This is a genomic window from Halarcobacter bivalviorum, from assembly GCF_003346815.1.
GTDB classification, from domain to species: domain Bacteria; phylum Campylobacterota; class Campylobacteria; order Campylobacterales; family Arcobacteraceae; genus Halarcobacter; species Halarcobacter bivalviorum.
The window spans coordinates 566600-582695 of sequence record NZ_CP031217.1 but is presented as its reverse complement, the minus strand read 5'-3'; the positions used below and the strand labels follow the sequence as shown (position 1 = coordinate 582695).

Genomic DNA, 16096 nt, shown 5'->3' with positions numbered 1-16096 from the left:
TATAACCACTAAACAAAAAAATACACAAAAATTTATCTTTATATAAAACAGATGTACTACTTTTATACACACATAATAAATATGTATAAAACTTTTTCATTTCTGCTAGGCTAATGCTATTTTAATGCTACGCTTGAATATTATAATTTTTACTGATTTTATAAAAAAGGACGCTTGATGGGTTTAATTGAAAGTATCAAAGAGAATGCTAAAAAAGAACTTAAAACAATTGTTCTTCCAGAATCTGAAGATGAAAGAGTATTACAAGCTACTCAAAAGGTTCTAGAAGAAAAAACTGCAAAAGTAGTTTTAATTGGAAATGAAGAACAAATTAAAGCTGATGCAGCTGCATGTGGTGCTTCAATCGAAGGTGCTACAATCATTGATCCTAAGAAATTTGATGGGATTGACAGATATATTGATGAATTAGTTGAACTAAGAAAATCTAAAAACTTATCTAAAGAAGAAGCAGCTGAGATTATGACTACTGAGCCAAGATTTTTTGGTTGTATGATGGTTAGACTTGGTGAAGCTGATGGACTTGTTGCTGGTTCTAACTCACCTACTGCAGACGTATTAAGAGCTGCTATTCAAGTAATTAAAACTGCACCTGGTATAAATACAGTTTCATCTGCATTTATTATGGAAACGGCTGATGGAAAATTTGGAGATAATGGATTAATTTTATTTGCAGATTGTGCAGTTATACCTGAGCCAAATGCAGAGCAATTAGCTGATATTGCGTGTGCTACTGCTGCTACGGCTAAATCTGTTGTTGGGTTAGACCCAAGAGTTGCTATGTTATCTTTCTCAACAAAAGGAAGTGCTAATCATCCTTTAGTTGACAAAGTACAATATGCGGTTGACTTACTAGAAGAAAGAAATGTTGATTTCTCTTTTGATGGTGAAATGCAAGCAGACGCTGCAATTGTTGAAGCTATTGGAGCTAAAAAAGCACCAGACTCAAAAGTTGCAGGGAAAGCTAATGTACTTGTATTCCCAGATTTACAATCAGGAAATATTGGATATAAATTAGTTCAAAGATTTGCAGGAGCTGCTGCTCATGGTCCAGTTGTTCAAGGTTTAGCAAAACCAGTTAATGACTTATCAAGAGGTTGTTCAGTAGATGATATTGCAAATTTAGTTGCTATTACTGCAACACAATGCTAAGTTAAAACAAACATAAAAAGAGAGGGAAAAGATAATATGTTAGTATTCATTTTAAACGCAGGAAGTTCATCATTAAAGTACCAATTAATGAACCCAGTAAACAAAGAAACTTTAGCTGTAGGTATTTGTGAAAGAATTGGTATTGATGGTGCACTAAAACATGAGTATGGAGATGATAAAAAGTTAAAAATTGAGTCTGATTTACCAACTCATAAAGAAGCAATTGAATTAGTACTTAAAACATTAACTGAAGGTGAAGGAAAAGTAATCGATTCAATAGATGATATTGAAGCAATCGGACACAGAGCAGTACACGGTGGAGAAGAATTCGCAGGTTCAGTAATGGTTAGTGAAAAAGTAATTAATAAAATGAAAGAGTTAATTCCATTAGCACCTTTACATAACCCAGCAAATATTATGGGTATGGAAATCTGCCAAGAATTAATGCCTGGTAAACCAAATGTAGCAGTATTTGATACAGCATTCCACCAAACTATGCCTGATTATGCATATATGTATGCTTTACCATATGACCAATATACTAAAAACGGTGTAAGAAAATATGGTTTCCATGGAACATCTCACTTCTTTGTATCTAATGAAGCTGCAAAAAGATTAGATAAGAAACACAATACAAGAATTATCGTATGTCACTTAGGAAATGGTTCTTCTGTTTCTGCTGTATTTGATGGTAAATGTATTGATACATCAATGGGTTTAACTCCTGTTCAAGGTCTTATGATGGGAACAAGAGCTGGTGATATTGGTGCTGGTGCTATTCAATACATGATGGAAACTGAAGGTTGGGATATTAAAGAGATGCTAGATGTACTTAATAAGAAATCTGGTATTGTAGGAATCTCTGGAAAATCTTCTGACTTAAGAGAAGTTCTTGAAGGTATGGAAGCTGGAGATGAAAGATGTAGATTAGCAGTAGATATGATTGCTTATAGAATTAAACAATATGTTGGTTCTTATGCAGCTGCACTTGATGGTGTTGATGCTTTATGTTTCACTGGAGGAATCGGTGAAAATGCAGCAATTATTAGAGAGAAAGTATGTGCTGGTTTAGATTACATGGGATTAAATATTGACCCAGTTAAAAATAATAAAAGATCAGGAGAAGCAAGAGATATCTCTACTAATGGTTCTGCTGGAAGAATTTTCGTTATTCCTACAAATGAGGAATATGTTATTGCAAACGATACTTATAAAATCGTTAAGGGTATTGAGTAAGAATTTACTTAATACTTTATCTAGGGAAAAGAAAAAAGGCAAGGATCACACACCTTGCCTTTTTTTATTTACTTTTACTGCCTAAACCTTTTCTATAATTACCTGTAATTTTTCTGTTTGAATTTCTTTTAGAAGGCTGTTCTTTTCTATTATTAATAAACTCATCTATTTCTTTTTTAAAATCTTTTTTATCGCTATTTTTAACTCTTTTATTTGAACTTGGTTTTGCTCTTCTCTCATTTGTTTTAGAAGAGTTTCTTTTAGTACTTTTATTCTTTGCATTTGAAGTTTTCATTGGCTTTTTTAATGAACTAATTGTAAAACCTTCTATATCTCTTACTGGAATAGTTGTTTTTGTTAACTTTTCAATATCTTCTAAAAATTGAGCTTCCTCATCACAAACTAAAGATAAGGCTTCTCCAATATTTCCTGCTCTACCTGTTCTTCCTATTCTATGAACATAATCTTCAGGTACATTTGGTAATTCATAATTAATTACATGGGGTAAAAGTTCAATATCAATACCCCTTGCAGCAATATCAGTTGCCACAAGTACTCTAATTTTCTTTGCTTTAAAATCTTTTAAAGCTGTTGTTCTTGCACCTTGTGATTTATTTCCATGAATTGCTAAAGAGGAAATATTGCTTTTATTTAAAAACTCACTTAGTCTATTTGCTCCATGTTTAGTACGAGTGAAAACTAAAACTTGATTCCATTCTTGAGTATGTATTAAAAAGGCTAGAAGATTCTTCTTTTTCTCTTTTGTTACATAATGAACAGCTTGTGAAACCTGTTCAGATAAAGTATTACTTCTAGCAACTTCTACAGTTTGGGGATTAGTTAAAAATGAATTAGATAGCTTCTTTATTTCATCAGAAAAAGTAGCTGAGAAAAGTAATGTTTGTCGTTGGCTTGGAACTTTTGATACAACTCTTTTTATATCATGAATAAATCCCATATCTAACATTCTATCTGCTTCATCAAGAACTAAAAAATCTACCCTTGATAAGTCTATAGTATTTTGGGACATGTGATCTATCAATCTTCCTGGTGTTGCAATTACAATATCAACACCTTTTCTTAAGCTAGCTTTTTGTGGATTTATTCCAACTCCACCAAAAATTACTGCTGTTTTTAAATGAAGATATTTACTATAAGATTGAATATTTTCAAAAACTTGAAGTGCTAGTTCTCTTGTTGGAACCAAAATAAGTGCTTTAATATAAGCTTTTTGCTCTTTTTTATGAGATTTTGAGCTCATAAACTCTAAAAGAGGTAAAGTAAAAGCTGCTGTTTTACCCGTTCCTGTTTGTGCTGCTGCAAGTAAATCTTTTTTTTCCAAAATTTTTGGAATAGCTTGCTCTTGGATTAAAGTAGGTTTTGTATAACCTTGCTCTTCAATCGCTTTTAAAATATTAGAATTTAATCCTAATTTTATAAATGACATATTATATGACCTTTCATATATTAGTAGTCTAAAAAAGTAATTCGTGATTAATGAAGAATATGCAGATTTTTACTATAATTTTTTCGTATTATAACACAATTTTTAAAAAGTAATAAAAAAAAGAGAAAAAAAGATAGAATTAAAAAATTCTATCTTTTAGTAAGCTTTTAGTCCACCCTCAAATAATACAGAGAAATTACTTACTGTTTCTTGGATTATTCTATCTAAGAACTTATCAAATTTATCTTCTTTTTTCCAAACTGGATTTGAAACATTAGATAATTTTACAATTCTATTTTTTGCAAAACTTAAAGTATTAACCTCATCAACTAATCCAACCTCTTTTGCCTGAGAAGATGTAAAAATATGAGCATCAGCAAATTGTGTGTGATTTTCTACTTTTAAACCTCTTGCCTTAGCTACATCAGTTATAAACATATTATATGTATCATTTATAACTTTTTCTAACTCTTGCTTCTCATAATCATTCCACTGTCTTGTAGGTGTTCCAGACTCTTTAAACTTTCCTGCTTTTATAGTTTGAGTTTTTACACCAATTTTGTCCATTAGCTCTTCTAAATTAGTTCCTTGGAAAATAACTCCAATAGAACCTACCATAGCTCCTGGATTTGCAATAATCTCTTTAGCCCAAATAGAAGCATAATAACTTCCACTTGCCATTACTCCACTTGCATATACTACAACTGGTTTTAATTCATTTAACTCTTTTATTGCATAAGCTAACTCAACAGAGGGTGCTACTGCTCCACCAGGAGAGTTTACATCAAGTAATACACCTTTTATATTATTATTCTTTTTTGCTTCATCTATTTGAGCTAATACTTTTTGAGAGTCTAAAATAGGACCAAATAGCTCAATTTTTTGTAGATTTGCTGTTTCAAAACTTCCTTCTTTCATTGCTACATCTTCTGATGTTGATACAAAATAGTAAACAATTGTTAAAAAAACTATTGTTTTAAAATATTTAGTAATAAAATCTAAAATAGCAATAATAGGATAAAATAGTTTTTTAAAAAAATCAAACATCATTTCCTCCAATATATACTTTATTTACAAACTTAGTATGTAAAATAACATTCATACATAAATCCTCTTTCTCTTTTACTTTATCAGGTAAAGTAATAGCAATAATATCTGCATCTTTATCTTTTGATAACTCACCTTTTTCTAAACCTAAAGCTTTTGCACCATTTAAAGTTGCTGCTTGTAGTAAAGTTTTTGAAAAAGAGATAGGATTTTTATGTAGATGTATCATTAAACAGTTTCTTAACTCATCAAACATTGATAATGAATTATTTGAACTAAGTCCATCTGTACCAATTGTAAATGGTACTTTTAAATCAATTAATTTATCTATATTTAGTTTTGTATTGTTTAGTAACCTATTTGAAGTTACACAATGATTTACAAAAGCCTTTAACTCTTTAATTTTTAATAAATCATTATCACTTGCTTCTACACAGTGTGTAAAAGATAGATTCTTTAAACCTGTAAATTGATTCAAAAACTCCATTGGCTCTGTAACACTTTTCTCTTGCCCTAAAAAGTTTTTAAAGAATTCTAAAAAACCACCTTCATTGCGATGTAACCACTCAAACTCTTCAGGAGATTCTAAAAAATGAGAACTCACACTTAAATTTTCTTCACGTGCTAAATTTAAAGTTTCTCTTACTAAAAAAGGATGTACTGAATAAGGAGAGTGAATTGCAATTGCTGGAATAAAACTTTTATTTGCTTTACTTTTTGCACTATTTAATCGTGCTTTAAAATCTGCAAACAAAGTATCAATCATATCAGCCTTACTTCCTATTACTTCTGTAAAATATACAGTATTTATAGCAGAATTAATACAAGCTTCCATATCTAAAGAATAAGAAGAGATAGCTCCTATTGTAGTAGTACCACTCTTTAGCATCTTTGATAACTTTTTACTAATTAGTTTTGAGCTTGCTTTTTCAACTAACTCTTCTCTTGATGCAATAACAGAATTTAACCATTGCATAAAGTTTCCATATTTTAAAGTTGTTGAGTTAGAAGAGAATTCTAAATGTACATGAGAATTAATAAGCCCAGGCATTAAAACTGAGTTTTGACCTAAAGACTCAATTTCTACACCCTTATATTTTTCAGAAATAAATTCTTTTGTACCAACATCAATAATTTTTTCATCAAAAACAATAGCACCATCTTTTATGATGGCACTATCTTCATTGCAAGTTATTATCCATGAGGCACTTAGAATTTTCATTAATTAGTTCTCTTCTTTTTGTGCTTGAGCTTTTGCTAAAGCATCTTGTTGAGCTTGCTGTGCTGCTTTAACTTCTGCAATAATTTGAGTTAAAGAGATAAGTCCTAAATGATAAGAGAAAGGACCAAAACCTGTAATAACACCTGTTGATGCACCAGCAGTAATTGATTTTTGTCTAAACTCTTCTCTTTTATAAATATTTGAAATATGTACTTCTACAGTTGGAAGATTAACTGCACTTAAGGCATCTTTGATAGCAATTGATGTGTGAGAAAATGCTGCAGGATTAATTAAAATACCATCAACTGTACCTAAACACTCTTGAATTCTATCTACAATTTCACCTTCTAAATTTGATTGAAAAAACTCTAATTCAACCTCATTTTGTGCTGCACTTGCTTTCATTTGCTCATGGATTTGATCTAAAGTCATTGGACCATAAATATGTTGTTCTCTAACACCTAACATATTTAAGTTTGGACCTTGAATAACTGCAATTTTCATATTATATTCCTTTTATAAATTTTGGGTAAGATTATATTCAAATTTTAGTTAATGAAAGATGAGTTATGCAAAATTATATACTATTAAATGAAAACGCTATCTACTATGAATGTGGATTTTCATGTGACAATGTAATATTTATTAAACTTGGAAAAGAGAGCTTTTTTATTACAGATGCTAGATATACGATTGAAGCAAAACAATATACTCAAAATTGTAAAGTTATTGAAAGCTCAAATCTAGTAGAAGAGGCTCAAAGAATTCTAAAAAAATCTAAAATCAAAAAAATTGATTTTGACCCAAATGATTTCACTTACTCTTTATATGAAAAATTAACTTTTGGTTTAAAAACTGAGTTTATAAAAAAAGAGAATTTCTCAAAATTAAAAAGAATAATCAAAACAGATGAAGAGATTGAATTTCTAAGAAAAGCTTCTAAAATAGGAAAAAAAGGTTTTAAACAATTAGCTAAATATATTAGAAAAAATGGTTTTGAACAAAAAGAGACTTTTTTACATTTTAAAGCTATTGAAAAACTAAGCTCTTTTGGAAAATATGATTTAAGTTTTGACCCAATTATTGCAATAAATGAAAATGCAGCAAAACCCCATGCTCTTCCTACAAATAAAAAACTAAAACTAAATGATTTACTTCTTGTTGATGCAGGAGTAAAATATAAAAGATATTGTTCAGATAGAACTTGTACTGCAAATGTAAACTTTGAGACTTTTAACTTTAAAAGAGAACAAAACTTTAAAAATAAAAAGTATCAAAAAATCTATGATATTGTATTAAAAGCTCAATTAAATGCTATTTCAAAAGCAAGAGTGGGAATGAAAGCAAGTGAAGTTGATAAACTTACTAGAGATATAATTGAAAAAGCAGGCTATGGGAAATATTTTGTTCATAGTACTGGACATGGTGTAGGATTAGATATCCATGAGTTTCCAAATATAAATAGTAAATCTGATGTAATTATTGAAGACAATATGGTTTTTACAATTGAACCAGGTATTTATCTTCCAAATAAATTTGGAGTAAGAATAGAAGATACTGTTGTAATGAAAAATGGAAAAGTAGAAATTCTTTAAAAAATTAAAAAATAATCTTGACTAACTTAATTAGTTTTATATAATAAAAGGAAATTATGAAAAAAATTCTAAGCAAAGATTTAACACTATTTTATACTTCAAATTTTCCAAAAACTTTTAATACCTCTACAAATAAAAAATATATTGTAACTATAGGTATTGGGGGGAATATAGGAGATACAAAAAAACTATTTGATAAGTTAGTCTTATCTTTAAATAAAAATCATAAATTTGATTTACTTATGACTTCACCCCTACTTTTAAATCCTCCTTTTGGATATCTTGAACAAAAACCATTTTTAAATGGTATAATCAAACTTAGTACAAACCTTAGTGTAAATGAATTTTTTAAAATTACACAAAGATTGGAAAAAAGATTTGGAAGAAAGCGGTCCTTTCAAGATGCGCCTAGAACCTTAGATATTGATATAATATTTTTTGATAACAAAAAAATAAGTACAAAAAAACTTATTATTCCTCACAAAGACTGGGCAAATAGAGAATCAGTGATTATTCCTTTAAACTATATGATGAACATTTAATTGTTCTTTTAAAATAAAATACAAATCAAATATATAAAAATTTATAAGGCTAGAGAATGAAGAAAAAAGTAGTTGTTGGAATGTCTGGTGGTGTTGACTCTTCAGTTACTGCATTGCTCTTAAAACAGCAAGGTTATGATGTAGTAGGTTTATTCATGCGAAATTGGGAATATGGAATCAAAGGGAGTCAATGTCCTAATCGTATTGAGTTTGAAGATGCAAAAAAAGTTGGAGAATTAATAGGAATTGAAGTAAAAGGTAAAGACTTCGTAGAAGAATATAGAAATAAAGTATTTGATGTATTCTTGGAAGGTTTAAAAAAAGGTCTTACTCCTAATCCAGATATTCTTTGTAATAAAGAAATTAAATTTAATGTATTTTTAAATGAAGCAAAAAAAATGGGTGCTGATATGATTGCAACTGGTCATTATGCAAAAATAGCAAAGTATAAAGACCATTTTGTATTAGATACTCCAAAAGATAGTTCAAAAGACCAAAGTTATTTTTTACATGCTCTTTCAAGTGAACAACTTTCTCATGCTATGTTTCCACTTGGTGATTTAACTAAAACAGAAGTGAGAGAAATAGCAAGAGAACATAATTTACCTGTAAGTGATAAAAAAGATAGTACAGGAATTTGTTTTATTGGTAACCAAAGATTTGATGATTTTATTACTCAACACTTAAAAGCAATTCCAGGTGATATTATTGATGATACAGGAAAAGTAATTGGTAAACACAAGGGTCTTATCTGCTATACATTAGGACAAAGAAAAGGTATAGGTCTTGGTGGATTAAAAGAGACAGAAGGGGATAATAATATCCATAAACCTTGGTATGCAGCCAAAAAAGATATTAAAAACAATACTTTAACTGTTGTTCAAGATACTAATCATCCCTTACTAATGAGTGAAATAGTAGAAGCTTCTCATATGCATTGGGTACTAGAAGAAGCACCAAAGGTTGGGGATAAACTAATGGCACAAGTAAGATATAGGCAACAAAAACAAGCTTGTACAGTTATAAGAGCAGATGAAACTAAAGTTTTAGTTAAATTTGATAAACCTCAAAGAGCTGTAACTTTAGGACAAAGTCTTGTTTTATATGAAGGAAACTACTGCTTAGGTGGTGGTTTTATAAGTGATTACCATTAATATGATATAATCCCGTTTTCTACTAATCTTTGCAGAATAATGTAAAGATTAGAGAATAAATATGGAAGAAAGCGATCCTTTCAAGATACGCCTAAACCTAAGATTAAATATCATATTGGGCAAATAGAGAGTCAGTGATTATTCCTTTAATAAAAGGATAAATAGATGAAAAAAAAAGTAATGGTAGGTATGAGTGGAGGAATTGATTCTTCAGTTACTGCTTATATGCTACAAAAAGATGGATTTGAAGTTGAAGGTTGTTACTTAAAACTTCATGATAGAACTGATGGTTATCACGAAAAAAATCTAGCTTACATTGAAGATGTAGCAAAATTCTTAAATATTAAATATCATGTATTAGATTTAACAAAAAAATTTGAACAAGAAGTATATGATTACTTTATTAATTCTTATTTAGAAGGTACGACACCAAATCCTTGTGTTAAATGTAATAGACAAATCAAATTTGGAGCTATGTTAGATTTTGCAAAAGAGCATAAAGCTTCATATTTAGCAACAGGCCATTATGTAAAAACAGATGGTAAGTTTTTCTATCAAGCAGACGATGATACAAAAGACCAAAGTTATTTTTTATCTCAAGTAGATAAAGAAGCCTTACCTTTTATGATGTTTCCATTAAGTACATATAAAAAAGAAGATATTATAAAATTTGGTGCCGAACTTGATGTTGCATACAAAAGAATTACAGAGAAAAATGAATCTCAAGAGATTTGTTTTGTTGAAACAGTTTATACAGATGTGGTAAAAAGACATGCAAACATTGATATTCCAGGAAAAGTTTTAGATGAACAAGGAAATGTTGTAGGAGAGCATAAAGGATATATGCACTATACAATTGGTAAAAGAAGGGGCTTTACTGTTCATGGAGCACATGAACCTCATTTTGTTACGAAGCTAAATCCAAAAGATAACACAATTATTGTTGGTAAAAAACAAGCCTTAGAAGTAAACCAAGTAAAAGCTGAAAACTTAAATATGTTTATTGATGAAGAAGAGTTTGATTGTACTGTAAAATTAAGATATAGATCAACTTCTGTTCCTTGTAAGGTTATAATTAAAGATGATAAAGCAACAATTAATTTAAAAGAGCCTGCTTTTGGAGTTGCAGCTGGACAATTAGCTGTTTTCTATGAAGAAGATAAAGTTATTGGTAGTGCTTGGATTAAAGCTACTTCATAATTAAAACTAAGAGGTAAGCCTCTTAGTTTTTAAAATGAGTATGAAAGTGTTAAACTTCCATATGTACTATCATTAGAGTCTGCATCATCACTATCTGTATCAATATCAGCATATAATAAGCCAACACTTAAAGAATCAGTAATTGCATAAGAAACAGTTAAATTTAACTCCTTTTCATCAAAATTATCTGCACCATATTCAGTATCTGAGTATAAAGCTCCTAACTCAACACCTGCTATTTCATATGATAAAGAACCATAAACAGTTTTTGCATCAGCTGAATAGATTTGATTTCCAGAATCCATAAGATTAATATTATCTCCATAAGTATCCATTAGACCTATTCCATAATCTTTATCAGTTTTAATATATCCTAAAGAAGCACTAATTCCTGCAAATGATGTTCCAAGTTCTAAATTTAAAATATTTCCATCATCTGTTGTAATATCTTTCATCTTTGAGTCAACATTACTAGTTGCATAATGAGCAATTGCAGAAAAAATATCACTTGAATATGAAGTTTTTAAACCATAAAAATCAACTGCATCAGGTGCAGAGTATGCATAAGGATTAAACTCTAAAGAATCAAAAGCTTTATATTTTATATCTAAAACATAAGCTCCTTCATTTGTTAGTTCAGTAAAATCACTACTCTCATCTTCATCTGAAATTGCTTGTCTATCTGTATAACCTAATATTATAGTAGTATCAGGAATTGCTGTTATTGCAGCAACTATTGCTTCATTATAATCTCCTAACCATTCTAAATCAATTGCTTGTCTACCAGCAGTAATAGAAAAAGACTCACTTGCATATTTTAAATAAGCCTCTGTCATAAGTGCATCATGTACAAAAAAGTTTTCATAATCACCCTCTTCTACTTCAGAAAACTCATGATTTGCTCTAAAACCCATTTTTGCACTTAAACCATAAAAACTTCCTGTTTCATAAGCTAAACCAACTGTTCCAGCAGTAAATCCAGAATCAACAACACCTTTATTATCATATTTAACTGTGTGTAGAGTAATATCTCCACTTACTTTTCCACTTTTAAATGCTTCATCAATAGAATCAGCTGCGAACACTGTTGATGTACTTAATAATAAAGCACAAGTAAAAAGACTAAACTTTTTCATAACTCTCCTTTAATTTCTATGCAACTATTCTAATACTGCAATTAAATTTTGTAAACAGTTTATTTGTATATTTATTAATCATTTTTAATATATATTTTTTATTCTTTTATATATAAATTCAATATAAGAAGTATTTAGCTAAAATCACAAAAAAATACTTACTACACACAAACAAGGAATATCTAATGTCAAAATATAAGCTTTTTAGTGGTACTGCTAACCCTGAATTTGCTAAAAAAGTTGGGAAATATCTTAATGTTGAAGTTGGAGAAGCTTCTATTAACAAGTTCAGTGATGGAGAAATCTCTGTTCAAATTAAAGAGAGTGTAAGAGGACAAGATGTATTTATTGTTCAACCTACATGTGCTCCAACAAATGACCACTTAATGGAACTATTAATTATGATTGATGCACTTAAAAGATCAAGTGCTGCTTCTATTTCTGCTGTTATTCCATATTATGGTTATGCAAGACAAGATAGAAAAGCTGCTCCAAGAGTTCCAATTTCTGCTAAATTAGTTGCTGATATGTTAGAAGCTGCTGGAATTGATAGAATGATTACTATTGATTTACATGCTGCACAAATCCAAGGTTTCTTTAACGTTCCTGTTGATAACTTATATGGTTCTGTTTTATTTGTAAGCCACTTAAGAAGCAAAAATTTAAAAAATCCTATTATTGCAAGTCCAGATATTGGTGGAGTTGCAAGAGCAAGATCATATGCTGATAAATTAGGATATGACTTAGTAATCGTTGATAAAAAAAGAGAAAAAGCAAATGTTGCTGAAGTTATGAATATCATCGGTGATGTAGAAGGTAAAGATGTAATCTTAGTAGATGACATGGTTGATACAGCAGGAACATTAGTTAAAGCTGCTGAAGTATTAAAGAAAAAAGGTGCAAATTCAGTAATGGCATGTTGTACACACGGTGTATTATCTGGACCTGCATTTGATAGAATTAATAATGGTACTTTAGATGAGCTTATTGTTTCAGATACTATTCCTATTCATGGACATAGTGATAAAATTACAGTATTAAGTGCTTCAAGAATTATTGGAGAAACAATTAGAAGAATTACTCATAACGAGTCTGTAAACTCAATTTTTATTGACTAAGAAAAGTAATTTTAAATAACTAAATAATTTAAATAATAGTTGTTTAAATATTTATTCGTTATGATGATTATGAATAAACACAAAAGGAAATAATATGAAAAAAATTATTTTATCAGCAGCATTATGTGCTTCTCTTGCATTCGCGGCAAATAGTGAGTACAAATATGAGATTACACCTTTAGTTGGTGGAAATATTACTGAAGGTAACTTAAACCTAGATGACCATTATGGTGTTGGTGGTTTAAGTTTTGGTGTAAACTTTGATGATACTTTATATGATCAAATTGAAGTTGGAATTTTAACTTCTTTAGAGCAAGTTGATTATGACGGTATTAACGAAGATACAAACATTACAAGATTATTTACTAACTTTGTAAAAGATTATGGTCTTACTGAAAACACTTCTTTATATGCTTTAGTTGGGGTTGGTTTAGAGCATTTTGAAAATGAAGAGTTAGGAAATAAAACTTCTCTATTTGGAAACTATGGGGTTGGTTTAAAATATAAGTTCTCTAATGATATGGCATTAAAAACTGATATTAGACACCTAATCAATACAAACGATAGAGATAACAACTTAATCTATACTGTTGGTTTAGCAATTCCATTTGGTGAAAAAGCTGCTCCAGCTCCAAAAGAAGAGAAAGTTGAGCCAAAACCAGCAATTGCAAAACTTGCAGATACAGATGGAGATGGTGTTCCTGATATTAAAGATAAATGTCCAGATACTCCAAAAGGTGATATCGTTGATGAAAATGGATGTTCTTTAAAAGTAAACTTAAACATCAACTTTGATTTTGACAGTGCAAGAATCAATAATGAGTATGATTCAAAAATCAAAAAATTTGCTGATTTTATGAAAAAATTCCCTTCTGTAAAAGGAAAAATTGAAGCACACACTGACTCAGTTGGTACAGAAGATTATAACCAAAAACTTTCTGAAAGAAGAGCTGCTGCTACAGTTAAAGCTTTAGAAGAGCAAGGTGTTGATAAATCAAGACTTAACTCTACAGGATATGGTGAATCTAAACCTAAAGCAACAAATGAAACTGCTGAAGGTAGAGCTGAAAACAGAAGAGTTGAAGGTTCAATTCAAAGATAATTTCTACTTTAAGTATAGGGTTTAATCCCTATACTTTACCTCCTAAATTTAAAACTTAACTACTAACTAACAAATTTTTAGATATAATCGCGGAATTTAATATAAACATAGGAATTTAATTTTGCAAAAAAATATTAGAAACTTTAGTATTATTGCCCATATTGATCATGGTAAGTCTACATTAGCTGATAGAATTATCCAAGAGTGTGGAGCTGTTACAGATAGAGAAATGTCTTCTCAGATGATGGATACTATGGATATTGAACAAGAACGTGGTATTACTATTAAAGCTCAAAGTGTAAGATTAAAATATATGAAAGATGGACAAGAGTATGTCTTAAATCTTATTGACACTCCAGGTCACGTTGACTTCTCATATGAAGTAAGTAGGTCTTTAGCTTCATCAGAAGGTGCTTTATTAATTGTAGACTCAACTCAAGGTGTTGAAGCACAAACTATTGCAAATGTATATATTGCTTTAGATAATGATTTAGAATTATTACCAGTTGTAAATAAAATTGATTTACCAAGTGCTGACCCAATGAGAGTTTTAGAAGAGACAGAAGAAGCTATTGGGCTTGACTGTACAGAACATAATCTAATTTCAGCTAAAACTGGTCTTGGAGTAAAAGAGTTAATAGATTCAATTGTTGATAGAATTCCAGCTCCTACAGGAGATGAGAATGCTCCTACAAAAGCTCTTATTTATGATTCATGGTTTGATAACTATCTTGGAGCTTTAGCACTTGTAAGAGTTTATGATGGTTCTATTAAAAAAGGTCAAGTACTAAAGATGATGAATACAAAAGTTGAACATCCAGTATTAGACTTAATGTATCCACACCCAATTAAAAGAGAAAAAACAACTGAAATAAAAACTGGTGAAATTGGAATTGTAGTTCTTGGACTTAAAACACTTGATGGGATTGCTGTTGGTGATACAATGACAGATGCAAAAAATCCTACTTCAGAAATAATTGATGGATTTGAACCTGCTAAACCATTTGTATTTGCAGGAATTTATCCAATTGAAACAGATAAATTTGAAGATTTAAGAGAAGCTTTAATTAAGTTACAACTAAATGATTCTTCAATCTCTTTTGAGCCAGAATCTTCAGCTGCACTTGGAAGTGGATTTAGAACAGGTTTCTTAGGAATGCTTCACATGGAAGTTATCAAAGAGAGACTAGAAAGAGAGTTTAACCTTGATTTAATTGCAACAGCACCAACAGTTGTATATGAAGTGGAAAAAACTGATGGAGAAAGAGTTATTATTCAAAATCCTTCAGAACTTCCTGAGCCAAACTATATTCAAACTATTTTTGAACCATATGTAAAAGCTACAATTTTAGTTCCTGATGAATTTTTAGGAAATGTAATTAAGCTTTTAAATGATAAAAGAGGTATTCAAAATAAAATGGATTATCTAGGTAAAAGAGTTTTACTTGAATATGATATTCCAATGAATGAAATTGTAATGGATTTTTATGATAAATTAAAATCTACTACAAAAGGTTATGCTTCATTTGATTATGAGCCAGTTGGATTTAGACCTGGAAACCTTAAAAAACTTGATGTTAGAGTTGCTGGAGAAGTTGTTGATGCACTTTCTATTATTGTACCTGAAGAAAAAGCAGTATCTAGAGGTAGAGAGTTTATTAAAGCACTTAAAGAACTAATCCCTAGACAGCTTTTTGAAGTTTCAGTACAAGCTTCTATTGGTAATACTATTATTGCTAGGGAGACTGTTAAGTCTATGGGTAAAAATGTTACTGCTAAATGTTATGGTGGGGATATTACAAGAAAAAGAAAGCTTTTAGAGAAACAAAAAGCTGGTAAGAAAAGAATGAAGGCAATTGGTAAAGTAAATGTGCCGCAAGAGGCTTTCATGGCAGTTCTTAAAATCTAATATTTAACGCATCTTCTGCGTTGAAGAGGAACGGTTTCGTATAGTCACTTAGTTTACTAAGCTTCTATACTCAACAACCCTCTTCACCTTGAATCTACATAAAATCTTAAATTTTTACTTTTTAAATATCAATCTCAACAAATAAAATCTAAAAATCCAAACTATCTTGAATTGTGAGCATTTAAAAATAGCGTTAATTAAAAATGCATAAAATATAT

14 protein-coding genes are annotated in these 16096 nt (G+C 29.8%); 9 read left to right on the top strand and 5 right to left on the bottom strand.

The window, feature by feature from the left end; all coding sequences use genetic code 11:
• The first annotated feature begins 177 nt into the window (after positions 1-177).
• Positions 178-1170, top strand: coding sequence for a phosphate acetyltransferase (gene pta, locus ABIV_RS02880; RefSeq protein ID WP_114838467.1), 993 nt, complete (start codon positions 178-180; stop codon positions 1168-1170).
• A 36-nt stretch (positions 1171-1206) separates the two neighbouring features.
• Positions 1207-2406 (top strand): acetate/propionate family kinase, encoded by a 1200-nt coding sequence (locus tag ABIV_RS02875; protein ID WP_114838466.1) that lies wholly within the window; start codon positions 1207-1209, stop codon positions 2404-2406.
• A gap of 64 nt (positions 2407-2470) precedes the next feature.
• On the opposite strand, the gene ABIV_RS02870 is transcribed toward ABIV_RS02875, so the two are convergent.
• The 4 genes from ABIV_RS02870 to aroQ all read right to left on the bottom strand — a co-directional run bounded on the left by ABIV_RS02870 (position 2471) and on the right by aroQ (position 6626).
• On the bottom strand, positions 2471-3853 hold the full coding sequence (locus ABIV_RS02870) for a DEAD/DEAH box helicase (RefSeq protein WP_114838465.1): 1383 nt from the start codon (positions 3851-3853) through the stop codon (positions 2471-2473).
• 156 nt (positions 3854-4009) lie between these two features.
• Entirely contained in the window at positions 4010-4900 is an 891-nt protein-coding gene (gene sppA, locus ABIV_RS02865) for a signal peptide peptidase SppA (RefSeq protein WP_114838464.1), read from the bottom strand.
• Complete coding sequence (gene mqnF, locus ABIV_RS02860; protein WP_114838463.1) at positions 4893-6122, bottom strand: aminofutalosine deaminase family hydrolase; 1230 nt, start codon at positions 6120-6122, stop codon at positions 4893-4895. Before mqnF ends, sppA begins: the two co-directional genes overlap by 8 nt.
• Before the next feature lie 3 nt (positions 6123-6125).
• Positions 6126-6626 carry a type II 3-dehydroquinate dehydratase gene (gene aroQ / locus ABIV_RS02855; protein WP_114838462.1) on the bottom strand — a complete coding sequence of 167 codons (501 nt, stop codon included), beginning with the start codon at positions 6624-6626 and terminating at the stop codon, positions 6126-6128.
• Between the two features lie 65 nt (positions 6627-6691).
• On the opposite strand from aroQ, the gene ABIV_RS02850 reads away from it, so the two are divergent.
• From ABIV_RS02850 to mnmA (ABIV_RS02835), 4 genes are all read left to right on the top strand, one after another.
• Complete coding sequence (locus ABIV_RS02850) at positions 6692-7717, top strand: M24 family metallopeptidase (RefSeq protein ID WP_114838461.1); 1026 nt, start codon at positions 6692-6694, stop codon at positions 7715-7717.
• Positions 7718-7773: 56 nt separating this feature from the next.
• On the top strand, positions 7774-8259 hold the full coding sequence (gene folK, locus ABIV_RS02845; protein ID WP_114838460.1) for a 2-amino-4-hydroxy-6-hydroxymethyldihydropteridine diphosphokinase: 486 nt from the start codon (positions 7774-7776) through the stop codon (positions 8257-8259).
• Positions 8260-8315: 56 nt separating this feature from the next.
• The gene (gene mnmA / locus ABIV_RS02840) at positions 8316-9413 is read left to right on the top strand and encodes a tRNA 2-thiouridine(34) synthase MnmA (RefSeq protein WP_114838459.1); all 1098 of its coding nucleotides are present in this window, start codon (positions 8316-8318) and stop codon (positions 9411-9413) included.
• Between the two features lie 165 nt (positions 9414-9578).
• Positions 9579-10613, top strand: a complete 1035-nt coding sequence (gene mnmA, locus ABIV_RS02835; RefSeq protein WP_114838458.1) for a tRNA 2-thiouridine(34) synthase MnmA — start codon at positions 9579-9581, stop codon at positions 10611-10613.
• 29 nt (positions 10614-10642) lie between these two features.
• Here mnmA (ABIV_RS02835) and ABIV_RS02830 read toward each other — a convergent pair whose 3' ends face one another.
• Positions 10643-11749 carry an Opr family porin gene (locus ABIV_RS02830; RefSeq protein WP_114838457.1) on the bottom strand — a complete coding sequence of 369 codons (1107 nt, stop codon included), beginning with the start codon at positions 11747-11749 and terminating at the stop codon, positions 10643-10645.
• A 185-nt stretch (positions 11750-11934) separates the two neighbouring features.
• Here ABIV_RS02830 and ABIV_RS02825 point away from each other — a divergent pair, with 185 nt between their 5' ends.
• The 3 genes from ABIV_RS02825 to lepA all read left to right on the top strand — a co-directional run bounded on the left by ABIV_RS02825 (position 11935) and on the right by lepA (position 15878).
• Positions 11935-12867 (top strand): ribose-phosphate pyrophosphokinase, encoded by a 933-nt coding sequence (locus ABIV_RS02825; protein WP_114838456.1) that lies wholly within the window; start codon positions 11935-11937, stop codon positions 12865-12867.
• 94 nt (positions 12868-12961) lie between these two features.
• Entirely contained in the window at positions 12962-13969 is a 1008-nt protein-coding gene (locus tag ABIV_RS02820) for an OmpA family protein (protein WP_114838455.1), read from the top strand.
• A 121-nt stretch (positions 13970-14090) separates the two neighbouring features.
• On the top strand, positions 14091-15878 hold the full coding sequence (lepA, locus tag ABIV_RS02815; protein WP_114838454.1) for a translation elongation factor 4: 1788 nt from the start codon (positions 14091-14093) through the stop codon (positions 15876-15878).
• Positions 15879-16096 lie beyond the last annotated feature (218 nt).

Coding starts and splice junctions, on each gene's coding strand:
- ABIV_RS02820 (WP_114838455.1), top strand. CDS start 12,962: ATGAAAAAAATTATTTTATCAGCAGCATTATGTGCTTCTCTTGCATTC.
- sppA (WP_114838464.1), bottom strand. CDS start 4,900: ATGTTTGATTTTTTTAAAAAACTATTTTATCCTATTATTGCTATTTTA.
- aroQ (WP_114838462.1), bottom strand. CDS start 6,626: ATGAAAATTGCAGTTATTCAAGGTCCAAACTTAAATATGTTAGGTGTT.
- folK (WP_114838460.1), top strand. CDS start 7,774: ATGAAAAAAATTCTAAGCAAAGATTTAACACTATTTTATACTTCAAAT.
- pta (WP_114838467.1), top strand. CDS start 178: ATGGGTTTAATTGAAAGTATCAAAGAGAATGCTAAAAAAGAACTTAAA.
- mnmA (WP_114838459.1), top strand. CDS start 8,316: ATGAAGAAAAAAGTAGTTGTTGGAATGTCTGGTGGTGTTGACTCTTCA.
- mnmA (WP_114838458.1), top strand. CDS start 9,579: ATGAAAAAAAAAGTAATGGTAGGTATGAGTGGAGGAATTGATTCTTCA.
- mqnF (WP_114838463.1), bottom strand. CDS start 6,122: ATGAAAATTCTAAGTGCCTCATGGATAATAACTTGCAATGAAGATAGT.
- ABIV_RS02830 (WP_114838457.1), bottom strand. CDS start 11,749: ATGAAAAAGTTTAGTCTTTTTACTTGTGCTTTATTATTAAGTACATCA.
- ABIV_RS02850 (WP_114838461.1), top strand. CDS start 6,692: ATGCAAAATTATATACTATTAAATGAAAACGCTATCTACTATGAATGT.
- ABIV_RS02870 (WP_114838465.1), bottom strand. CDS start 3,853: ATGTCATTTATAAAATTAGGATTAAATTCTAATATTTTAAAAGCGATT.
- ABIV_RS02825 (WP_114838456.1), top strand. CDS start 11,935: ATGTCAAAATATAAGCTTTTTAGTGGTACTGCTAACCCTGAATTTGCT.
- ABIV_RS02875 (WP_114838466.1), top strand. CDS start 1,207: ATGTTAGTATTCATTTTAAACGCAGGAAGTTCATCATTAAAGTACCAA.